We start from the raw sequence: 21,881 nt of genomic DNA on the forward strand, positions 1-21,881 counted from the left end.
TGGCTGTGGAAACCCCCGTTTGCCACCACTGACGGTTGGCATCGTGGGGAATCGTCCGACGCCGCCCCTCCCGTGGAGGCCCGATGAGCCGCCCCCGACTGAAGTCCCACGCCCGCCCGCTGCTGCGGGCCCCCGGCACCGTCCAGCTCGGCCTGGCCCCGCCCGCCGGCGCCGTCCTCGACGGCCTGACCGAGGCCGAGGTGCGCTGGCTGGAGCGGCTCGACGGCACCACCGGGCACACCCTGCTGTATGCCGAGGCCTCCGCCGCGGGCATCCCGCCGCAGCGGGTGGAGGCGTTGCTGGACACCCTGCGCGACCTCGACCTCCTGGTCGAGCAACCCACCGACCGCGCCTGCCTGAGCTCGCTCGGCGCGGCGCGGTGGGCCGCCCTCGGCCCCGACGCCGACACGCTGGCCGCCGTCCACCCCGGCGTGGGTGACGGGTGGGCCGCCCTCGCGGACCGGCAGGGCCAGCACGTCCTCGTCGGCGGCGACGGCACCCTGGCCCGGTCGCTGGCGCTGCTGCTGCGCCGGGCCGGGATCGGCCGGGTGGACACGGGCGCTGCCGCCCTGGACGCCCTCGAGCTGGACCTGCGCGCCGCGGGACGGTCCGGCCCCGCCGGCCGGTCCGGCGCCGCGGTCAACGGTCCGGACCGGCCCGACCTCGTCGTGCTGCTCGGTGCCGGCGCACTGGACCCCGGGGCCGGCGCGCCCTGGCTGCGGCACGGCATACCGCACCTGCCCGTCGTCGCCCAGGGCCACCGCGTGCTCGTCGGTCCCCTCGTGGCCGGCCCGGGCGGCCCCTGCCTGCAGTGCTGCGACCTGGACCGCAGCGACCGCGACCCGCAGTGGCCGCGGCTGCTGGCCCAGCTCACCCCGCCGCAGCCTGTGGGCCGGGCCCGGCCGGTCGAGGCGGCCACCGGTGTCACCGCCACGGCCGCCGGGCTGGCCGCCCTCGTCGTGCACAGCCACCTCGACGCCAGGGCCGTGCCGCGTGGCGTCTCCCTCGAGCTGAGCCTGCCCTGGCCCACCGTCGTGCACCGGCGCTGGAGCGCCCATCCACGGTGCGGGTGCGGGGCCGTCCAGGCACACCTGCAAGGGGCGGAGGCGAGCACTCCCGGCGCCGGGTGACAATGGCAGGGTGAGCGATCTCCCCCGCAAGGCCGTGACCCGGACAGCGAAGCTCGCCACGCTGCCACTGGGATTCGCCGGGCGCACCGCGATCGGGTTCGGCAAGCGGGTCGGTGGCCGGCCGGCCGAGCTGGTGACCGCCGAGGTGCAGGCCCGCACCGCGGAGCAGCTGTTCAAGGTGCTCGGCGAGCTCAAGGGCGGCGCGATGAAGTTCGGGCAGGCGCTGTCGATCTTCGAGGCGGCGATGCCCGAGGACCTGGCCGGCCCCTACCGCGCGACCCTGACGAGGCTGCAGGACGCCGCGCCGCCGATGCCGGCCTCGGTGGTGCACGGCGTGCTGGCCAAGGAGATGGGGCCGCGCTGGCGCAGCCGGTTCGAGTCCTTCGACGACACCCCGGCCGCGGCCGCCTCGATCGGCCAGGTGCACCGGGCGGTGTGGAAGGACGGGCGCGAGGTCGCCGTCAAGGTGCAGTACCCCGGGGCCGGCCCGGCGCTGATCAGCGACCTCAACCAGGTGTCCCGGGTCGCGCGCGTGGCCGGCAGCTGGATCCCCGGTCTGGACATCAAGCCGATCATGGACGAGCTCAAGCAGCGCGTCTCCGAGGAGCTCGACTACAGCCTCGAGGCGGCATCGCAGGCGCAGTTCGCCAAGGCGTTCCGGGACGACGCGGAGTACGCGATCCCCGATGTGGTGTTCCACTCCGAGCACGTCATCGTCAGCGAGTGGATCGAGGGCGTGCCGCTGTCCCGGATCATCAGCGAGGGCACGCCGGAGCAGCGCGACGCCGCCGCCCAGCTCTACCTGGAGTTCCTGCTCGCCGGGCCGCAGCGCGCGGGGCTGCTGCACGCCGACCCGCACCCGGGCAACTTCCGCCTGCTGCCGGACGGCCGACTCGGCATCATCGACTTCGGCGCGGTCAACCACCTGCCCGACGGGCTGCCCCCGGAGATGGGCGAGCTGCTCTGCGACGCGCTGGACGGCGACGCCGAGGCGGTGCTGCGCGGGCTGCGCGAGACCGGGTTCGTCAAGTCGACCATCGAGATCGACGCCGAGGCCCTGCTGGAGTACCTCGAGCCGTTCATCGCCCCGCTGCGCACCGACACCTTCACCTTCAGCCGGCCCTGGCTGCGCGGGCTCTTCCAGTACATCAACGACCCGCGCCGGCCCCAGTTCACCGTCGGCATGAAGCTCAACCTGCCGCCGGCCTATCTGCTCATCCACCGCGTCTGGATGGGCGGGATCGGCGTGCTGTGCCAGATCAACGGCGAGGTCGCCGGCCGGGCCACGCTGGACCACTGGCTGCCCGAGGCGCACCTGCCGCCCCTCGGCGACGACTGACGCGCCTCACCACCGGCCGCGTCTCAGCCGGTGGCTCACCACCAGGCGGAGTCGAGCTTGCCCTCGATGCTGCGCAGGTGCCGGCGGCTGCACTCCTCGCAGGTCCACACCACCCGGTCGCCCTCCCGGCCGCGGGCCCAGGTGAGCCGCGCCGCGGACTCCTCCTCCGGCAGACGACCGCAGGTGGCGCACACCATCGGCTCGGCGTCCTCGCTCATGCCTCCAGTGTCACCCCGGCGCGACCCCGGTGAGCGGCGCCACCCCGCGGCGGTGAACACCGGGCGGCGCCCGGGGGCGCGGCGGTGACGGTTGGGGGAAGAACCGGAAATTGACCCGCACCGGGGACCCGGCTTACCGATCTTTCGACCACGATGCGTGCGGCCCACCGGCCACCCTCACCCCTCCTTCCCCCCGGGAGCCGCACGACCATGAGTCGTCTCCGCATGGGCCTGTCGCTGCTCGCGGCCGCCCTCATCAGCACCACCGGCGCCGCGCTCGCGCCCAGCGCCGAGGCCGCCGCCCCGTCCTGCTCGACCTCCGGCACCTGGCGCCAGGGCGAGCTCAACGTGTACTGGTTCGACGTCGAGCAGGGCGACTCCCAGCTCATCGTCGGGCCGACCGGCAAGACCATGCTCATCGACCTCGGCGAGACGGCGTGGAACTCCACCGGCACCAGCACCAACGCGACCAAGGTGGCCGCGCAGATCCGCAGCATCTGCGGGATCGCCTCCGGCCCGGTGCATCTCGACTACGTGATGGCCTCGCACCAGCACCTGGACCACATCGGCTACAGCGGCAACCCCAACGACACCCAGTCCTACGGCAACGGGATCTGGCAGCTGCTGTCCCCGACCGGCAGCGGCGGGCTGGGCTTCGAGGTCGGTCAGCTGATCGACCACGACGGCGGGGTCTGGAACGACGCCAACGGCGACGGGTCCTGCGAGGTCGGCACCTCGACCGCCCCCGCGAACGAGACCGCGTGGCACAACGCCGGCACGACCTCGACCACCGCGACCCGGTGGATCTGCTGGCTGTACGGGCCGGCCGGACAGGCGGACCGGGCCAACATCAACGGCAAGGTGCTGCGGCTGGCCAACCCGGGTCCGTGGCCGACGATCGACATGGGTGGTGGCGCCACGGCCTCGATCCTCAACGCCAACGCCTACGGGACCAAGCAGGCCGACGGGGTCACCCCGGTCAGCGGCGACCACACCGCCGACGCCACGCCGCCGAGCGAGAACGACTACTCGATCGCGGTGCGGTTCGCCTACGGGCCGTACAAGTACGCCACCGCCGGCGACAGCGACGGTGAGTACTCCACGAGCGCCAACGGCTACACCTACAACGACATCGAGGCCGGCCTCGCGCCCAAGATCGGCGACGTCGACACGGTGCGCGCCAACCACCACGGGTCGGCGCACTCCTCGTCGCTGAAGTACCTGCAGGCGCTCACCCCGCGGACGACGTTCATCTCCTGCGGCGTCAACTCCTACGGCCACCCCGGCAACGCGACGCTGAACAACTACCGCTCCGTCGGCGCCGACATCTTCCTGGCCAACGACCCGTGCGACACCACGGACACCACCGGCGCGGCGATCGACTACAGCGGCACGTTCAACCACAACGGCACCGTGCACCTGGCCACGAGCAACACCGGCGCCGGCTACACCGTCGATTACGACGGCGGCACGAGGACCTACGTCACCGGCGACTCCGGCGGTGGCGGCACGACCGGCGACCCGACGAAGGTCAAGGTCAACGAGGTGCTCATGGCGCCCTCGGGCACCGGCACCGAGTGGATCGAGCTCTACAACCCGACCACGAGCAGCGTGGACGTCAGCGGCTACTACGTCGACGACGTCGCCGGCGGTGGCGGGGCCCCCAAGGCCATCCCGGCCGGCACGGTGATCCCGGCCGGCGGCCGCTACGTCATGGACGTGGGCTCGGGCTACCTCAACAACACCGGCGCCGAGTCGGCCCGCTTCCTGTCGGTCTCGGGCACCACGGAGACCGTCTACGACACCTACTCCTGGACCCTGTCCTCGACGCAGTACGACAAGGTGTTCCACCGCAGCGGCGACGGGGGCGCCTGGTGCAACACCATCTCCGCCAACGTCACCAAGGGCACCGCCAACCCCACGACGTGCCCGTGAGGTATGCCGTGCCCCGCACCGCCCGTCTCCCCCGCCGCGCGCTCGCCGCGGCGGGGGTCGCGGCGGCGGCCCTGTCCCTCAGCGCGTGCGGCACGGCCGCAGCGCAAGGCCCCGGCCGCGCCGCGGACCGGGTGGCTCCCCCGGCAGGCGACGGACGCCTGGTGCTGGTGAGCGGGCGGGACGACCACGGCGAGGTGGCCGAGCCGGCCGTGGCCCTGAGCGCGACGGTGCAGGGCACCCGCACCGTGGCCTCCGTGCCCGACGGGACGCTGGCACGGGTGGTCGCCTCCGACGGGCAGTGGCAGGAGGTGCAGTCCCTCGACGGCGCCTCGGCCCGCGGCTGGGTGGACGACTTCCACCTGCGCGGTGTCGTGCACCTCGTCGGCCCGGCGCCGACGTGTGCCCCGCGCTTCGCCCCGGGCCGCCTGGCACCGGGCACGCAGGCCGTCGTGCTCGGGGTCGGCTCCGGTGGCACCCTGCGGGTCCGCACGGTGGCGACCCGGCCGCTCACCGGGCTCGTGCCCCGGGCGGACGTGCGCGAGCTCCCGCCCGCCGGGCCCGACTGCGGGGACGGCACCGACCCGCGGACCGACCACCACGGCAGCCACCACCACTGACCCCGTCCCCATCCCCGTGATTGCGCCGAGAGGGACGTTCCTGGGGGTTTGCGCGGGCGCAAACCCCCAGGAACGTCCCTCTCGGCGGAGGACCGGCCCGGTACGGTGCCGGGATGACCTCGGTGACCACGGTCCGGACGCCACGGCTGCTGCTGCGGGGCTGGCAGGAGGCCGACCGTGAGCCGTTCGCGGCGCTCAACGCCGACCCCGAGGTCATGGAGTACTTCCCCGCCACGCTGACCCGCGAGGAGTCCGACGCCTTCGCCGACCGGATCGCCGCGCGGCTGGAGGAGCAGGACCACGGCCTGTGGGCGCTGGAGGTCAAGGCCACCGGCGAGTTCATCGGCTACGCGGGCCTGGCCAACCCCTCGTTCCAGGCCGCCTTCACCCCCTGCACCGAAGTGGGCTGGCGCCTGGCCCGGGACGCCTGGGGCCACGGCTACGCCACCGAGGCCGCGCGGGCGGCCCTGCGGGTGGGGTTCGGCACGCTCGGCCTGGCCCAGGTCGTCTCGTTCACCGCGGTCGGCAACGCCCGCTCCCGGGCCGTGATGGCCCGGCTGGGGATGAGCCACGACCCGGCCGAGGACTTCGACCACCCGTCGCTGCCGGCCGGGCATCCGCTGCGCCGGCACGTGCTCTACCGGCTGACCCGTCAGGAGTGGTCGGGGCCCTCCTCTGCCATCAGGTAGACGAAGCCGGGGCCCTCGTCGCGGTAGGGGAAGCCGAGGTCGTCCAGGGCCTGGCGCCACGACCCGGTCACCGCCTCGTCGGCCGCCTCGAAGCCGTGGTCGGCGGTCAGCACGAAGGTCACGTCGTCGGTCATGCCCAGCGTGTCGAGGTGGGCCAGGAACGCCCGCAGCCGGGCGTCGGCGTCGCGCAGCGAGGCGCGGGCGATCTCCGAGCGCGGGCCGCCGGCGTGGTGCCCTGCATCGGTGACCACGTTGGACCACCAGGTGAACCGCGGCGCCGCTCGGCGGTCGGCGAACAGCTGGGTCATCTGCTGCAGGCCCACGTCGTCGACCTGGGTGGCCCAGGAGTAGTAGCCGTCGTCGAGGTGCGCCCGGTCGTGCACGTGCCCGGACCCGTGCGGGTCGGGCAGCAGCTCGCCCAGCCCGGCGGCGCCGTTGCCACTGCCGCTGGCCCGGATCACCGCCATGGTCGAGTAGTCGGCGCCGCGCTCGATCGGCTCGTCGACGCAGGCCGTGCGCGGGGTGTCCCGCGGCGGCACGACCTCGGAGACCATCTCGAAGACGGTCCGCACCGCCGGGCGCAGCCACTCGCCGCTGCGGTGCCAGGTCGAGGCGTCGTTGGGCACGACCCGCTCGCCGGTCTCCCGGTCGTAGAAGACGTTGCCCAAGACGCCGTGCCGCCCCGGTCCGAGGCCGGTGAGGATGGAGGTGTGGTTGGTGAGGGTGATGCTGGGGAACTGCGCCACGGCCCCGCCGCGCAGCGCCAGGCCGGCGTCGATGAGCCGCGCGACGCCGGGCAGCTCCCCCGCCTCGGCCATGGCGAGCAGCTCACCGCAGTGCCCGCCGTCCCAGAGCATGCCCACGACGACCGGCTCGCGCGGCTGCTCCCCCTCCAGGTATGCCGTGAGCACGCCCCCGTCGAGCGGCTCACCGTGCGCGTCGTGCAGCTGCTCGGGTGGCACCCCGGCGAGCGCCGCCAGGGTGGGTCCGACGTCGACGAGCCGCGCATGGTCGTCGACGAGGCCCAGCCGCCGGACGCCGACGCCGGACATCACCAGCGGCGCCCGGGACTGGATCACGTCTAGGGAGCCGTGCTCACCGTGGTGCCCGCCCTCGTCGGGGAACCAGTGCCGGGGCGTGTGGACGATGGCCAGGTCGGGGCTGCGCGTGGGGTCGGCGAACAGCGACAGGATGCGCGCGGCCGCGTAGGGGTACGCGTTGTCGACCGAGCGCGCCGGCCCGGGGTTGGCACACTCCAGCTCGTAGGGGAGGAACGCCATCGGGTCCTCGCTGGGCACCGGGTCCTGGCCCTCGAGCACCTCGTGCCGCCCGTCGGCGTGCAGCCGGACCCGGCCGAGGTGGTTGGCCGCGAGCGCCACCGGCCCGTCGGTCCCCTGCTCGACCCACACGACCAGGTCGACGGCGGCGGCGAGGTCGGGCTGGCTCAGGGCCTTGACGGCGTCCTCGCGGCGGGCGATCAGCTCAGCGGGGTGGAGTCGGCTCACAGTCCCCGACTCTAGGCGCCGGCAGGCGGCCGCACCCCCTGTACGCCACGAAGGCGGGGACCCCGGCCCTGATGGGCCTGGTGGTCCCCGCCTCCGGGTCGAGCCGGCTCCGGAGTGCGGTCACGAGGACCGCGACTCAGCGGGACTGGCTCTGGTGGCGCGAAGCGCGAGCCTGCTGGGCGATCCGGAGGGCACCCCTCCGGACGCCGCGGCTGCGCTCCGCGTGCAGGCGCTGCTCCATATGAGCTCGCGCGAGGTCTTCCTGCATGACCTGGAACATGGTGAATCTCCTTGCGAACAAAAGCATTTCAGGACTGTTGATCCAGCCGGAGGGCTCGGTGACGGACCGGACCTCGGCGGACGACGGCGACCAGGTGACGTAGGACATCAGGCCGCAACCGGGTGCTTGCGAGGACGACCCCGCGGGCGCTTGCGGGCCACGACAACTCCCTGGACGAAGAGCTCGCCACCCCAGACACCCCAGGGCTCCTGCCGCTCGAGCGCACCCGCGAGGCACTGGGCCTTGGCCGGGCACGTCCCGCACAGGGACTTCGCGAACTCGACATCCGCCGGGCTCTCGGCGAACCAGAGCTCAGCGTCGTTCTCCCGACACGGGATCGCGTTGCCGGAGTCGTTGGCCTGCTCGTGCATGTCGATCAGCGCTGTGAGCTGCATCGGGGGGTCACCTCCTTCGTCTCCACCGGTCAGGTGGCGTGTTCTCGTGTGTGTCATCTCGTGATCCGTGACCTGCCTGGTGGGCGGGTCCTGGATCGCTGTTCTCTTGTTCACTGCTGGCGGTCTTCCTGCTGGTGGCGGCCGCCGGATAACACAAAGGCCGCGGATCCCGGTTGTCGGGTTCCGCGGCCTGGAGGTGACCTGGTCTAGAAGCTAGACCGGTGGTCTCCCGGTGCGGAAGTGAGCGACATCCTTGGAAACGAGCTTGTGCATCGGCGCGTAGAAAGCCGGACGGGCCTGCGGGGCGGTGGCGACGACGCCGGTGACGCCCGTGCCGAAGCCGAACGCGGACACAGCGGTCCCGTGACGCAGAGCCGCGGCATCCGCGGTGGTGATGAGGGTGCGGGCAACCTGCGGGCATGCGACGCGGACGCGGTGAATGCGCGTCGCGTTCGTCATCGTGGTGATCTCCATCAGGCCAACCCTCCTCATCTGTTGCTCGTCGACCCCAGCCGGAAGCCTGTTCCGCTGGGCTGGATGTAGTGATCAGGCTAGGGCAGCCTTCTCAAACCCTGCAATCGAATTAACGGAAATCTTTGACGGAATTTCGACAAGACCCGTGAATCATGCTGAGTCGCTTGTGGCCGAAAGGTTTTCGGCCGTCTCCTGAGGGTCGGCACCACCCAGGATGGCCAGCACCGACGGCCCGTAACGCTCCAGCTTGCGCGCCCCGACCCCGCCGATGGTGGCCAGCTCGGCCGGGGAGGACGGGTTGCGCTCGGCGATGGCGGTCAGGGTGGCGTCGGTGAACACGACGTAGGCCGGCACCTTGGCGGCCCCGGCCACCGCGAGGCGCCAGGCGCGCAGCGCCTCGAAGGTCGCCTCGTCGTAGGTGGGTGGGCACTCGGCGCAGCGGCCGACCTTGCGCTCGGCGGCACTGGTCAGGTCGGTGCCACAGCCGCGGCACTTCGCCGGCACGGCCATGCTCATCTGCTTGCCGCGCCCGGCGCGGGACGCGGCCTTTGGCGCGGACCTGGCCCCCTCCCCGAGCACGCTCGCCGCCCCGTCCAGGAACCGCGACGGGCGGCGGGTGGCCCGGCCGCCGGCGTTGCGGGCCCCGGCCCACGACAGCCGCAGCTCGCGGCGGGCCCGCGTCAGACCGACATACAGCAGGCGACGCTCCTCCTCGACGGCCTCGGGCCCCTCGGCCATCGAGATGGGGATGAAGCCGTCGCTGCACCCGGCGAGGAACACGACGTCCCACTCCAGGCCCTTGGCCGCGTGCAGCGAGGCGAGCGTAACGCCCTGCACCGTGGGGGCGTGCTGGGCGGCGGAGCGCTCCTCCAGCTCGCGCACCAGCTCGGGCAGCCGGGCCTCGGGCGACGCGGCGGCGAGGTCGTCGGCCAGGGCGGCGAGCGCCTGCAGCGACTCCCACCGCTCGCGGGTCGCCCCGCCGCTGCTCGGGGGCCGCTCGCTCCACCCGGCGCCGGTGAGCACGTCGCGGGCCAGGTCGGGCATCGGCTTGCTGCCGTCGTCGGAGCGGGCCGCGCCGCGCAGCAGGAGCACTGCGTCGCGCACCTCGCGCCGGGAGAAGAACCGGTCGCCACCCCGGACCAGGTAGGGCACGTCGGCGTCGGCCAGCGCCGCCTCGAACGCCTCGGACTGGGCGTTGGTGCGGAACAGCACCGCGATCTGGCTCGGCGGCACCCCCTGGCCGATGCGCGCCTTGACCGCCGCGGCGACCCCTGCCGCCTCGGCCGGCTCGTCCGGGTATGCCGTGAGCACCGGTGCCGGTCCCGGCTCGCCCTGGGCCTGCAGCTGCACCAGCTCGGCTCCCCCACGGGCCCCGGCGCTGCCGCCGCGCACCACGAGGTTGGCCAGGCCCACCACCTGCGGGGTCGAGCGGTAGTTGCGCACCAGCTTGACCAGGCGGGCCTCGGGGTAGCGCCGCGGGAAGTCCAGCAGGTGCCGGGGGCTGGCCCCGGTGAAGGAGTAGATCGTCTGGGCGGCGTCGCCGACCACGCAGACGTCGTCGCGCTCGCCCACCCACAGGTCGAGCAGGCGCTGCTGCACCGCGTTGACGTCCTGGTACTCGTCGACGACGAAGTGGCGGTACTGGCTGCGCACCGTGCGGGCGATGTCCTCGCGCTCGGTGAGGATGCCGACGGTGATGAGCAGGACGTCCTCGAAGTCGATCACGCCGCGCTCGGCCTTGACCTCCTCGTAGGTCTGCAGCACGCGGGCCATCGCGGTGGCGTCGAGGCCGGCCGGGTCACGGCCGGCACGCCTGGCCGCCGCGGCGTAGGTCTCGGGGGTGAGCATGCTGACCTTGGCCCACTCGACCTCGGCGGCGAGGTCGCGCACGCCGACCCGGTCCAGCTGCAGCCGCAGCCGCGAGCCCGCCTCGGCGACCACCGACGCCTTGTGCGGAAGCACCTCGGGCGCGGCCCCGCCGATGGCCTGCGGCCAGAAGTAGTGCAGCTGGCGCAGCGCCGCGGCGTGGAAGGTGCGGGCCTGCACCCCGCCCACGCCGAGCTCGCGCAGCCGGGTGCGCATCTCCCCCGCCGCGCGGGCGGTGAACGTCACGGCGAGCACCCGCTGCGGCTGGTAGGCCCCGCTGTGCACGCCGTAGGCGATCCGGTGGGTGATCGCCCGGGTCTTGCCGGTGCCTGCCCCCGCAAGGACGCACATCGGCCCCTTCGGGGACGCTGCGACCTCCCGCTGCTCGGGGTCGAGCGCGGCGAGGACGTCGTCTGCGGTCGGGGTGCCGGTGGCCAGGGTGCTCATCAGGGCCGATCCTCCCAGACCGCACCGACGCCGGCAGCGGCCGTGCCCGGCGCGCGTGTGACGGACCTGACCGGCAGGATGCGGAAGGATTCGGCGCCGTTCGCCGTTGAGGCGAGCGGACGGCATACGACGTATGAAGGAGATCCCGCATGGCTTCGGCCCCCGCCCTGCCCGCCGACGGCACCATCACGATGTTCAGCACGACATGGTGCGGCTACTGCACCCGGCTGAAGACCCAGCTCGACCGTGAGGGCATCGGCTACACCGAGGTCAACATCGAGCACGACCCGGCCAGCGCCGACTACGTCATGGCCGTCAACGGCGGCAACCAGACCGTGCCGACCGTCGTGTTCCCCGACGGCACCGCCGCCACCAACCCCTCCCTCGCCGAGGTCAAGGCCCGCCTGTCCTGACCCGGGCGCGCCTCACCGGCCCGGTATGCCGTAGGCGCGCTCCACGTGCAGCCGCGCCACGAGCCGGTGGTCCTCGACCATCGCGCGCCGGTAGTCCCGCCAGTCCGGGTGCTCCCCGGCGATGAGGCGGTAGATCTCGACGAGCTCCTCGACCGCCGCGTCGTCGGGGGCCGCGGCGACCTCCGAGAAGGTCACCGTGCCCTCGAGCACCGTGTAGGACCAGCCGTTGACGCTGGAGACCATCAGCGAGGCGCGCGGGTCGCGGCGCAGGTTGGCCACCTTGGCCCGGCCGTCGACCACCGACACCCGCACCAGGTCCTGCTCCGGGTCGTAGCAGTAGTTGACGTTGGACAGCTGCGGCCGGCCGTCGCGCTTGATCGTCGCGAGGACGCCGAGGTTGCGCTCCTGCACCACGGCGGCGAGGTCGGGGTCGATCGGCATGCGGTCCTCCCTGTCGGTGGGCCCGGTGTCGGCGGGCCGTGTGCTGCGTGCCCTCAGCTGCGGGCCGGACGCCACTCGCCGGTGGTGGGCAGCCGCTGGCCGTACCACCGCTCCATGAGGCGGTGCGAGATCGACATCCGCGAGGAGACCAGCACCCGCCCGTCGGCGATGCGCTCCGCCAGCCCCTCCCGGGTCACCCAGAACGCCTCGGCGAGCTCGTCGCCGTCCAGCTCGATCGCCGACCCCACCGCGCGCGCCGTGAAGCCCACCATCAGCGAGGTCGGGAACGGCCACGGCTGGTTGCCCAGGAAGGTGACGTCCCCGACCTCGAGGCCGACCTCCTCGCGCACCTCCCGCGCCACGGCCGCCTCCAGCGACTCCCCCGGCTCGAGGAAGCCGGCCAGCACCGAGAACCGGCCCTCCGGCCACTCCGCCCCGCGGGCCAGCAGCAGCCGGTCGTCAGCGTCGGTGACCGACATGATGACCGCGACGTCGGTGCGCGGGTAGTGCTCGCTGCCGTCGTGCCCGCACCGGCGGACCCACCCCGCCTGCTCCGGGGTGGTCGCGTGGCCGCAGCGGGGGCAGTGGGTGTGGGCCGCGTGCCAGTTGGTCAGCGCCAGCGCCGTGGCGAGCATGCCGGCTTCCCGGTCGTCGAGCACGGTGGCCACCTGCCGCAGCCCCCGCCACGACCGCGGGTCGCCCTCGTCGACCGGGTCGCCCACGACCGCGACGTGCGCCGGTCCACCGTCGTCCTGCCCGAGGAACACCGCGAGCCGGTGACGGTCCGCCGGGACCGGCGGGCGCTGGTGCAGCGACAGCTCGCCGTCGGTGCCGACCACCTCGACCGTGCCGCCGACCAGCTCCAGCACGCGGGTGGCCGGGTCGCTCAGCAGCGCGTCCAGCAGCCCGGGCTCACGGCGCCGGTGCGCCGCACGGTCGAGCGAGCCATGCGCCAGGGGCAGGTCGCGGATTGTTTCCGCCGCACACGTCACGCCTTCCACCCTATGGCGCCCACCCGTCATACGGTGTGCGAGTGACCCGCAGCGCCCTGGCTCTCGCCGCCCTCGCCAGCGCCGCCGTGCCCGGTCTGGACCCGACCGCCGTCGAGGCCGCCGCGCCCGGCGCCAGCGCGTTCGACCTCGCGTTCGTCACCGACGCCGAGTCCCGGCGGTGGGTCGTGCGCTCCCCGCGCAGCCGGGCCGCGGGCGCCCAGATGGAGGTCACCACGACCCTGCTGGAGCTGCTCTCGCGCCGGCTGCCGTATGCCGTGCCGTCGCCGGCCGGGTTCGCCGCCCTCAAGGAGGGCGGCCGGGCCGCGGTCTACCCGTTCCTGCCCGGACGACCGGTCGTCTTCGGCCACCTGCCGCCGGGTCCGGGGCCGGCCGCCGAGCTCGGGCGCGCCATCGCCGCGCTGCACAACGTCGACCTGCGCCTGGCCGAGGAGGCCGGGCTTCCCGCCTACGACGCCGACACCTACCGCACCCGCCGGCTCGCCGAGCTCGACCGGGCCGCGGCCACCGGGCACGTGCCCACCTCGCTGCTGACCCGGTGGGAGCGCGCCCTGGAGGACGTGCGGCTGTGGCGGTTCGCCCCGACGGTGACCCACGGTGACCTATCCGGGGAGCAGGTCCTCGTCGAGTTCTCCGACGAGGACGACGCCACGAGCGGCCGGGTCGCGGCCATCACCGGCTGGGACGACGCCAAGGTGGCCGACCCCGCCGACGACTTCGCCCTGCTCGCCGGGAACGCCCCGGCCGACACCTTCGACACCGTGCTCGAGGCCTACGCCCAGGCCCGCGACGAGCGGCCCGACGCCCACCTGGAGCAGCGGGCGCTGCTCGCCCACGAGCTGCGGCTGGTCACCGGGCTGCTGACGGCGCTGTCCACCGGCGACGTGCGCTACGTCGACGCCTACGTCGAGCGGCTGCGCCGGCTGGAGGACGCGACCTGGGGCGACTCCGGCGCCGGGGACGACCGCACCGGCGACGCGCCATCGGACTGACGCCTCGCTCCGGCGCTCCCCGGTGGGCCCGCGCTCACTGCGGGATGGTCCGCAGCAACGCGACCAGCTCGTCCTCGCCAGGCAGCTCCGGCCAGACCGTCTCGCCCGTCGCGGCGTAGTAGAACGCGGCATCGACGTCCTCGAGCGGCACCCCGCGCAGCCGGGCGTAGGCCAGCCGGTAGGCCGCGAGCTGGACGGCCTTGACGCGTAGCGCGGCCGCGGACGGGCGGGTGCCGGTCTTCCAGTCCACGACCGTCCACCCGCCCCCGGGCCGGGGGAAGACGGCGTCGATGCGGCCACGCACGGCGATGCCGTCGGTGGTCGACTCGATGGCCACCTCGATGCCCTCCGGCGTGCGCTGCGCCCACTCGCTGGCGAGGAAGAGCTCCTGCATCCGCGGCAGCTCGGCGTCGTCGCCGGGGTCCTCGTCGGCGCTGCCGGGCAGGTCGAACACGTCGAGCATCGTCGCCTGGGAGAAGTGCTGCTCGACCCAGGCGTGGAACGCGGTGCCTCGCCGGGCGGCGGTCGCCGGCGGGCTGGGCATCGGCCGGCGCAGGGCCAGGGCGAAGGCGAGGGGGTCCTCGGCGAGCTGGACCACCTTGGAGGTGGACAGGTGCCGCGGGACGGTGACCGGCTGGCGGCTCGACGCGCGCACGGCCTCCCGCTCCCTGAGCAGCAGGTCGATCTCACGGTCGAGCGGGTTCGGCTCCCCGGTCGGCGTGCCGCCGTCGGCCGTGCCGCCGTCGGCCGTGCCGTCCCCGGGGGTGCCGTCGCCGGCCGCCTCGATGGCCTCCCGGACCAGGTCGGCCGCACCACCCATCTGCTCGCGCCGGCGGGCCAGGGGGTCGGTCGGCCACACCGCGGTGACGGGCTCGGTCTTGCGCGGGTTGGCCGCCTTGCCGCCCTCGTCCGGCTCGGGCATCGCCTCCCAGGGCAGCGCGACCAGGTCGAGCACGGGGTCCTGCACCAGCTCGGTCAGGAACCGGGAGGTCACCCTCGGGGTGGTGGCGTCCGACCACACCGGGGCCGTCAGCAACAGCTCGCCGCGGGCCCGGGTGAACGCGACGTAGGCCAGTCGGCGCTCCTCGGCGATGCCGTGCTCGCCGCCGGCCCGGACGAAGCACTCGACCTCGTCCTTGAGCTCGGCCAGGTCCTCTGCCTGCTGCCAGCGCAGCCGGGGAAGGCCGTCGCGGTCGCCCCGCAGGTCGTAGGGGACGCCGGACAGCCCCCCGCACCAGCCCTTGTCGGTGGGCGGGCTCATCGTCCAGTCGCCCTCCTTGAACGAGGTGGTGGCGCTGGACCGCGCCGGGAACGAGCCCTCGACCAGCCCCGGCACCGCGACGACGTCCCACTCCAGGCCCTTGGAGGCGTGGACGGTCAGGACCTGCACCGCCTGGGTCGAGACCTCGACGTAGCCCTTGTCCAGGCCACGCTCCTCCTTCTGGGCGGCCTCCAGCCAGGCCAGGAAGCCACCCAGCGTGGGCCGGTCGGCGGAGGTGGAAAAGGTGGCGGCGACGTCGGCGAACGCGTCGAGGTGGGCGCGCGCGGTCGTCGGGGAGTGCTCCGGACGCGCGAGGACCTCGATGTCGAGGCCGAGCGCCCGCTCGGCCTCGCCGACCAGGTCGGCCAGGGGCATGCCGGTCAGGGAGCGCAGCCGCCGGACCGCCTCGCCCAGGCCGCGCAGCCGCTCCATCGCCGGCGCCGAGACGGCCTGCCCGTCCTTGCCGCGCCAGTCGTGTCGGGGCAGGTCGTCCAGGGCCTCGACGATGCTGGCCCGGTCGGTGCTGTCGGGGGCCTGGTCGCGCGCCTCCCCCGGCGAGCCGGCCTGCTGGCGCTGCAGCACCCGGGACCACGCCGCCAGCCCGTCGAGGTCGGCGGCTCCGAGCCGGCACAGCGGCCCGGTCAGCAGACGCATGAGGTGGTCGCCCCGGGAGGGGTCCTGCACCACGTGCAGCAGCGCGAGGGTGTCGGCCACCTCGGGGGTGGTGAGCAGACCACCCAGGCCGACCACCTCGACCGGCAGGCCGGCGGACTCGAGCGCCTCGACGATCGCCGTGAACTGCGAGCGCTTGCGGCACAGCACCGCGGCCGAGCGCCCGCTCCAGCGGCCCTGCCGGTCGAACCACCGCGCCGCCACCCACTCGGCGACGTAGGCCGCTTCGTCCTCGGCCGTCAGCAACCGCGCGGCGTGGATCCGGCCGGAGCCGGCGTCCGGCCGGGGCCGGAGCACCTCGACCGGGACGCTGGACCCCTCCCGCAGGGACGCCGAGGTCACGTTGGCCGCCTCGAGGATCTGCGCGTCGTTGCGCCAGCTGGTCGACAGCGGCAGCACGGTGGCCGGGCCGGCGCCGTCGGCGAACTCCCGGGGGAAGCGGGTCAGCGTGGTGGCGCTCGCCCCGCGCCAGCCGTAGATGGACTGGTTGGGGTCGCCCACGGCGGTGACCGGCACCGGCTCCCCCGACTGGACGAACAGGCTCTGCAGCAGCACCAGCTGGGCCTCGCTGGTGTCCTGGAACTCGTCGAGCAGCACCGCCCGGAAGCGCTGGCGCTCGCCCTGGCCCACGTCCGGGAACCGCCCGGCGAGCTGGGCGGCCACGGCCATCTGGTCGGCGAAGTCGAGGGCGTCGCGGCTGCGCTTGAGGTCGAGGTAGCCCCGGACCATCGGCAGCACCGCGCGCCGGGCCTTGAGCGCCTTGAGCGCGTCGGCGACCGGCGCGGGCAGGTTCCTCGCCCGGCTCGCGCCCTTGGGCAGCCCGGTGACCCGCGCCTCGAAGGCGTCGATGAGCTCCTCGAGCTGCTCGGGCACCAGCAGGTGCTCGGCCATCTCGCCGGCGAGGTCGACCACCGCGCTGACCACGGTGGAGGTGGCGAACCCGACGTCGTCCATCGGACCGTCGTAGCGCTCGACCACCTCGCTGGCGTACTGCCACGCGGCCGCCTCGGACAGCAGCCGCGACTCCGGCTCGATCCCGAGGCGCAGGGCGTGCTCGCGCACGATCCGCCCGGCGTAGGAGTGGTAGGTCGACACCGTCGGCGTGCCCCCGAGCACCTCGGCGCCGTCGGGCTCCTCCACAGGCGTCCACAGGCCCACGTGCCGCAGCCGCCGCAGCCGCCGGCCGATCCGCTCGGCGAGCTCGGTCGCGGCCTTGCGGGTGAAGGTCAGGCCCAGCACCTGGTCGGGTTCGACGTAGCCGTTGGCCACCAGCCAGACGACCCGCGAGGCCATGGTCTCGGTCTTGCCCGACCCGGCACCGGCGACCACGAGCAGCGGGCGCAGCGGCGACTCGATCACCGCCTCCTGCTCCGGCGTCGGTGGCGGGTTGCCCAGGGCGAGGGCGATGTCGCGCGCCGAGTGCTCCGTCGTCGCGGCCATCAGATGACCCTCCCCTCGGTCTGGGCCGGGCAGCTCGTGCGCACCGGGCAGAACTGGCAGCCCTCCCCGACGGTCGCGGTGAACGTGGCCGCGGCCATGCCCTCCGCGGTCTCGACGACCAGCCGGTCGGCCCAGCCGGGGTCGTCGTCGCCGGCGAGCGCCTCCTGCGCCTGCAGCGTGGTCTTCTGGGTCGCCGCCTTGCCGAGCTGCAGCAGCGCCGCACCGGCGGAGGTGTCACCCAGCTCGGGGAACGCCTCGTGCTCGACCGCGGCCTGGTAGGCGCCCAGCTGCGGGTGCCGCGCGATCTCGTCCCGCGAGGGCTTGCTGGAGCCGGTCTTGAGGTCGATGACGCGCAGCTCGCCCGTGGGCGCGCGCTCGATCCGGTCGACCCGGCCGGTCAGCTGGGCCCGCCCGATCTGCACGGACATGGCGACCTCGACGCCGACGGGCTCCCAACCCTCCGCCCGGGCCTCCGGCGTGTAGCGGGCCAGCCGGCGGACCATGGCCCGCGCCTCCTCCAGCTGGCGCCGGGACAGCCAGCCCTCGGGCAGCCCGAGGCGGCCCCAGCGCGCCTCGACCTCGCGCACCAGGGTGGCCTCGTCGACATCCCCCAGCTCGGCGGCGATGTCGTGGACGAGGGTGCCGATGGTGGCGGCGCCGACGCTGGGCCCCTCGCCGCCGCACGCGGTGAGCAGCCAGCGCAGCCCGCAGTCGCCGAAGGACTCGATCTTGGACGGCGAGACGGTGACCGGGTCCTCGGGGGCGCGCAGCGGCCGGTCGTCGCTCAGCGGGAGCAGCGCCCACCAGGCGGTCGGGTCGGCTCCCGGCACGCCCGCGGCGGCCAGCCGGGCCAGGCCCGCGGCCGCGGTATGCCGGGTGGCCGCGTCCTCCGCCAGGACCACCTCGCGGCGCAGCTCGGCCACCAGCGCGGCCAGGGTCATCGGCCGCCCCACCTCGGTGAAGGGGCGCAGCTCGTCGCGGTCGTCGGTCTCCTCCGGCGGGTCGACGACGTCGAGGTAGGGCGAGGGCTGCTCGTCCTCGCTGCGCACCGCGGTGACCAGCAGGCGCTCGGAGGCCCGGCTCACCGCGACGAGGAACCCTCGGGTCTCGTCGTAGCGGACCGCCGCCTGCGCGGCGCGGAACGACTGGCCCCGGTCGGTGAGCACGTCGACCAGCCGCTCGGAGCCGAGCAGCGAGCCGCGCAGGCGCAGGTCGGGCCACACGCCCTCCTGCACCCCGGCCACGACGACGAACCGCCACTGCCGGCCGGCCGCGCCCTGCGGCGTGGTCAGGCTGACCGTGTCGTCGCTCGGGGCGCGGGCCACCAGCGTGTCGCCGGGCACGTCCTGGCCACGGATGTGCTCGAGGAACTCCCCCGGGCCCATCTGCGGCAGCCGGTCGACGTAGCGCCCGGCCGCGTCGAAAAGCCCCACCACCGCGTCGAGGTCGCGGTCGGCGCGTTGGCCACCGGCGCCGCCGGACAGGGCGATGCGCTGCCAGTGCGGGCCGAGCCCGGTGGCCTCCCACATCGCCCACAGCACCGTCTCGGCGGTCACCCCCGGCGCCCACCGCAGCCGGTCGTCCTCACCCTCGACCGTGCGAGCCGCCTCGACCGCCGCCCGGAAGGCCTTGGCGACGCGCCGGGCGGGCGCCCCCTCGGGCCCCAGCGCCGCCAGGAGGCCGGGGTCCTGCACCGCCAGCGCGAGCAGCTCGTCACTGGTGCGGCCACCACCGCCTTCGAGCTCCTCGCGTCGCAGGGCGCGGCGCAGCCGGCGCAGGCCCACCGCGTCGGCCCCGCCGATCGGGGAGGTGAGCACGTCGACGGCGGTGGTGACGTCGACCGGGTGGGGCTCGTCGCGGGCGGCGCGCAGGGCCGCCTCGAGCAGGAGCAGCAGCGGCCGCACCGCCACCTCGTCGCGCACCGGCACCTCGACCGTCGAGACGCTCACCGGCACCTGGGCGGCGAGCAGCGCCCGGCGCAGCGCCGCGGTGCGCCCCTGGCCACGCACGATGACCGCCATGTCCGACCACGCCAGCCCGTCGAGGAGCCGGGCCCGGCGCAGCTCGGCGGCGATGTGGGAGGCCTCCTGCGAGGCGGCCCGCAGGAGGGCGACGTCGACCCGGCCCCCGGGCGGCACGTGCTCCAGCTCGCGGTGCGGGCCACCGCCGAGGGCGCCGATCCGCCGGGTCACCCGCCGGGTCACCGCCCGCAGGGCCATGGGCTGGCGGTGGGAGGTGGTCAGGGTCAGCGTCGGACCCTCGCCCAGCTCGCGCCAGGTCGTGGCCAGCACCCGCGGGTCGGCGCCACGGAAGGTCTGCACGGCCGCGTCGGGGTCGCCGATGAGCACCAGGTCGATGTGGGGGGCGCGGACGACGGAGAGCAGCCCGTGCGCGGCGGAGGTCAGTTCCTGGGCGTCGTCGACGACGATCAGCCGCAGCGAGGCCCGCAGCCGGTCGAGGGCCTCGGGGTCCTCCTCGAGCAGGTCCGCGGCCGCGCCCAGGATCCACGCGGGGTCATAGGAGCCGGGCCGGGTGAAGGAGGTGACCTGGTCGTACTCCTGGAGCATCTGCGCCGCGGCCACCCACTCCGGCCGCTGGTGCTCGCGCCCGAGCGCGGCGAGGTCCTCGGCCTCCAGGCCGCGCTCGACCGCGCGCATGAGCAGGTCGCGCAGCTCGTGCCGGAAGCCGCGCGTGGGCAGTGCGGCCCGGACGTGCTCGGGCCAGTCGGGTCCGGGCACCTCACCCGCGGCGTGGCCGAGCAGCAGCTCGCGCAGGATGACGTCCTGCTCCGGGCCGCTCAGCAGCCGCGGCGGCGGGTCGCCGAGCAGGGCGGCAGCCTGGCGCAGGATGCCGAAGCCGAACGCCTGCGGGGTGCGGGCCAGCGACTCGGTGGTGGTGCTGCCGAGGCGGCCGGAGATGCGCTGGCGCAGCTCACCGGCCGCGACCCGGGTGGGGGCCAGCACGAGGCACTGGTCCGGCGACAGGCCGTCACGGCGCACCCGGTCGACGACCAGCTCGATCGCGGTGGTCGTCTTGCCCGTGCCCGGCGCGCCGAGGACGCGCAGCACCCCGCCGCGGTGCGCCACGGCTGCGGCCTGGCGCTCGTCGAGGTCGGGGACCTCGACGGCACGGTCCGGGGCTCGGCGGAGGGACAGCACCCGGGGATTCCATCACGGACCCCGGACAGCCCGACTCAGGCGCCCGGTCCCTCCCAGCGGGCCCGGCCCATGTCCACCCGGCGGCCGGTGAGCATCCCGCCGACCATCGGGGTGCCCTCGGCCCGGTAGTGCTCGATCGCCTCGTCCTCCAGCCCCCGCGGCGGCTCGCCGCTGGCGCGGATGACCCGCCACCACGTGGTCATCGAGCCGTAGCGCGACATCACCGCCCCCACCTGGCGGGGCCCGCCCTCGCCGAGGATCTCGGCGATGTCGCCGTAGGCCAGCACCCGGCCCTCGGGGATCGCGTCGGCGACCTCCAGCACCGCGTCCGCGTAGTCGGGCAGCTGCCCGGGCGCGTCCACCCCGTATGCCGTGTCGCCGGCTCGCGTCGTCACGGGTCAGTACTCCGGCTGGGTCGGGTCCACGTCGCGCACCCAGGCGAGCACGCCGCCCTCGAGGTTGCGCACGTCGCCGTGGCCGGCCTCGAGGAGGATCCGCGCGGCCTCGGCCGAGCGGACCCCGCTCTTGCAGTGGATGACCACGGTCCGGTCGAACGGCAGCCGGGACACCGCCGCGCCGGAGCGGAACTCGTCGAGGTGGATCGCCTCGGCGCCGGGGATGCTGGCGATCGCCCGCTCCTCCGGGCCGCGCACGTCGACCAGGACGAACTCCTCACCGCCGGCGCGCTTGTCGAGCATCGCCGCGAGGTCGCGCGCGGAGATCCCCGGCAGGGAGTCGGCGGCGGTGTCCTCCCCGGCGAGGGGACCACTCGCGATACCGCAGAACCACTCGTAGTCCACCAGCTCGGTGACGGTCGGGGACGGCCCGCACACCGCGCACCCGGGGTCCTTGCGCACCTGCAGGGCGTCCCAGCTCTGGCGCAGCGCGTCGTGCACGAGCACCCGGCCGACCAGCGGCTCGCCGATGCCGGTCAGCAGCTTGATCGCCTCGGTGGCCTGGACCGAGCCGATGGCGGCGCAGAGCACGCCCAGCACCCCGCCCTCGGCGCACGAGGGCACCAGGCCCGGCGGCGGCGGCTCGGGGAAGACGCAGCGGTAGCAGGGGCCGTGCTCGGCCCACCAGACGCTGACCTGCCCGTCGAAGCGGTAGATCGAGCCCCACACGTGGGGCTTGCCGAGCAGCACGCAGGCGTCGTTGACGAGGTAGCGCGTCGGGAAGTTGTCGGTGCCGTCGACGACGAGGTCGTAGCCGCCGATGACCTCGAGCGCGTTGCTCGAGTCCAGCCGCAGCTCGTGGCGCTCGACCGTGACGAAGGGGTTGACCTCGGCCAGCGTCTCCTGCGCCGAGAGCGACTTGGGCCGGCCCACGTCGGAGACCCCGTGCACGACCTGGCGCTGCAGGTTGGAGGTCTCCACCACGTCGTCGTCGACGATGCCGATGGTGCCCACCCCGGCGGCGGCGAGGTACATCAGGACCGGGGAGCCGAGCCCGCCCGCGCCGACGACCAGGACGCGGGCGCCCTTGAGCCGGCGCTGTCCCTCCAGGCCCACCTCGGGGATCAGCGCGTGCCGCGCGTAGCGGGCGACCTCCTCGGTGCTGAGGGGGTCTGACAGGCCGACGAGGGGTGGCAGCGCCATG

General features: G+C 74.5%; 19 protein-coding genes. 7 read left to right on the forward strand and 12 right to left on the reverse strand.

Features of this window, described 5'->3' with window-relative positions; translation table 11 throughout:
* Positions 1-83: 83 nt before the first annotated feature.
* On the forward strand, positions 84-1,130 hold the full coding sequence (locus FB474_RS14080) for a hypothetical protein (protein WP_141789219.1): 1,047 nt from the start codon (positions 84-86) through the stop codon (positions 1,128-1,130).
* 10 nt (positions 1,131-1,140) lie between these two features.
* Positions 1,141-2,469: an ABC1 kinase family protein gene (locus FB474_RS14085; protein ID WP_141789220.1), complete on the forward strand. Its 1,329-nt coding sequence runs from the start codon at positions 1,141-1,143 to the stop codon at positions 2,467-2,469.
* A 35-nt stretch (positions 2,470-2,504) separates the two neighbouring features.
* On the opposite strand, the gene FB474_RS14090 is transcribed toward FB474_RS14085, so the two are convergent.
* A complete protein-coding gene (locus tag FB474_RS14090; RefSeq protein WP_141789221.1) occupies positions 2,505-2,687 on the reverse strand; it encodes a hypothetical protein in 183 nt (60 codons plus the stop codon).
* Positions 2,688-2,897: 210 nt separating this feature from the next.
* Between FB474_RS14090 and FB474_RS14095 the strand changes: the two genes are divergently transcribed.
* The 3 genes from FB474_RS14095 (at position 2,898) to FB474_RS14105 (ending at position 5,928) form a co-directional block, all read left to right on the forward strand.
* A complete protein-coding gene (locus tag FB474_RS14095) occupies positions 2,898-4,622 on the forward strand; it encodes a lamin tail domain-containing protein (RefSeq protein ID WP_141789222.1) in 1,725 nt (574 codons plus the stop codon).
* On the forward strand, positions 4,619-5,239 hold the full coding sequence (locus FB474_RS14100; protein WP_141789223.1) for a hypothetical protein: 621 nt from the start codon (positions 4,619-4,621) through the stop codon (positions 5,237-5,239). The genes FB474_RS14095 and FB474_RS14100 overlap by 4 nt, the downstream gene beginning before the upstream one ends.
* 113 nt (positions 5,240-5,352) lie before the next feature.
* Positions 5,353-5,928, forward strand: a complete 576-nt coding sequence (locus FB474_RS14105; RefSeq protein ID WP_141789224.1) for a GNAT family N-acetyltransferase — start codon at positions 5,353-5,355, stop codon at positions 5,926-5,928.
* Here the strand turns inward: FB474_RS14105 and FB474_RS14110 are convergent.
* The 5 genes from FB474_RS14110 to FB474_RS14130 all read right to left on the reverse strand — a co-directional run bounded on the left by FB474_RS14110 (position 5,892) and on the right by FB474_RS14130 (position 10,895).
* Positions 5,892-7,433, reverse strand: coding sequence for an alkaline phosphatase family protein (locus FB474_RS14110; RefSeq protein ID WP_141789225.1), 1,542 nt, complete (start codon positions 7,431-7,433; stop codon positions 5,892-5,894). The two genes, FB474_RS14105 and FB474_RS14110, sit on opposite strands and share 37 nt — an antisense overlap.
* 136 nt (positions 7,434-7,569) lie before the next feature.
* The gene (locus FB474_RS14115) at positions 7,570-7,821 is read right to left on the reverse strand and encodes a hypothetical protein (protein ID WP_141789226.1); all 252 of its coding nucleotides are present in this window, start codon (positions 7,819-7,821) and stop codon (positions 7,570-7,572) included.
* Positions 7,821-8,108 (reverse strand): WhiB family transcriptional regulator, encoded by a 288-nt coding sequence (locus FB474_RS14120; RefSeq protein WP_141789227.1) that lies wholly within the window; start codon positions 8,106-8,108, stop codon positions 7,821-7,823. Before FB474_RS14120 ends, FB474_RS14115 begins: the two co-directional genes overlap by 1 nt.
* Before the next feature lie 213 nt (positions 8,109-8,321).
* Complete coding sequence (locus FB474_RS14125; RefSeq protein ID WP_141789228.1) at positions 8,322-8,582, reverse strand: hypothetical protein; 261 nt, start codon at positions 8,580-8,582, stop codon at positions 8,322-8,324.
* 150 nt (positions 8,583-8,732) lie between these two features.
* Positions 8,733-10,895 (reverse strand): ATP-dependent DNA helicase UvrD2, encoded by a 2,163-nt coding sequence (locus FB474_RS14130; protein WP_141789229.1) that lies wholly within the window; start codon positions 10,893-10,895, stop codon positions 8,733-8,735.
* Positions 10,896-11,044: 149 nt separating this feature from the next.
* Here FB474_RS14130 and FB474_RS14135 point away from each other — a divergent pair, with 149 nt between their 5' ends.
* Positions 11,045-11,308, forward strand: a complete 264-nt coding sequence (locus FB474_RS14135; RefSeq protein ID WP_141789230.1) for a mycoredoxin — start codon at positions 11,045-11,047, stop codon at positions 11,306-11,308.
* A gap of 12 nt (positions 11,309-11,320) precedes the next feature.
* Here the strand turns inward: FB474_RS14135 and FB474_RS14140 are convergent, their stop codons facing one another.
* Entirely contained in the window at positions 11,321-11,749 is a 429-nt protein-coding gene (locus FB474_RS14140) for a PPOX class F420-dependent oxidoreductase (protein ID WP_141789231.1), read from the reverse strand.
* A gap of 53 nt (positions 11,750-11,802) precedes the next feature.
* Entirely contained in the window at positions 11,803-12,741 is a 939-nt protein-coding gene (gene nudC / locus FB474_RS14145; protein WP_246092191.1) for an NAD(+) diphosphatase, read from the reverse strand.
* 41 nt (positions 12,742-12,782) lie between these two features.
* On the opposite strand from nudC, the gene FB474_RS14150 reads away from it, so the two are divergent.
* On the forward strand, positions 12,783-13,751 hold the full coding sequence (locus tag FB474_RS14150; protein ID WP_141789233.1) for a macrolide 2'-phosphotransferase: 969 nt from the start codon (positions 12,783-12,785) through the stop codon (positions 13,749-13,751).
* A 34-nt stretch (positions 13,752-13,785) separates the two neighbouring features.
* Here the strand turns inward: FB474_RS14150 and FB474_RS14155 are convergent, their stop codons facing one another.
* Genes FB474_RS14155 through moeB form a run of 4 tightly spaced genes read right to left on the reverse strand, consistent with a single transcriptional unit; the run spans position 13,786 to position 21,880 of the window.
* Positions 13,786-17,124 carry an ATP-dependent helicase gene (locus tag FB474_RS14155; RefSeq protein ID WP_141789234.1) on the reverse strand — a complete coding sequence of 1,113 codons (3,339 nt, stop codon included), beginning with the start codon at positions 17,122-17,124 and terminating at the stop codon, positions 13,786-13,788.
* Positions 17,124-20,282 carry an ATP-dependent helicase gene (locus tag FB474_RS14160; RefSeq protein ID WP_141789235.1) on the reverse strand — a complete coding sequence of 1,053 codons (3,159 nt, stop codon included), beginning with the start codon at positions 20,280-20,282 and terminating at the stop codon, positions 17,124-17,126. The genes FB474_RS14155 and FB474_RS14160 overlap by 1 nt, the downstream gene beginning before the upstream one ends.
* Positions 20,283-20,317: 35 nt before the next feature.
* Positions 20,318-20,677 (reverse strand): MGMT family protein, encoded by a 360-nt coding sequence (locus FB474_RS14165; protein ID WP_246092192.1) that lies wholly within the window; start codon positions 20,675-20,677, stop codon positions 20,318-20,320.
* Positions 20,678-20,680: 3 nt separating this feature from the next.
* Positions 20,681-21,880, reverse strand: a complete 1,200-nt coding sequence (moeB, locus tag FB474_RS14170; protein WP_141789236.1) for a molybdopterin-synthase adenylyltransferase MoeB — start codon at positions 21,878-21,880, stop codon at positions 20,681-20,683.
* Position 21,881: the final 1 nt, after the last annotated feature.

Origin of the sequence: Oryzihumus leptocrescens (assembly GCF_006716205.1) — a bacterium.
Lineage (GTDB): Bacteria > Actinomycetota > Actinomycetes > Actinomycetales > Dermatophilaceae > Oryzihumus > Oryzihumus leptocrescens.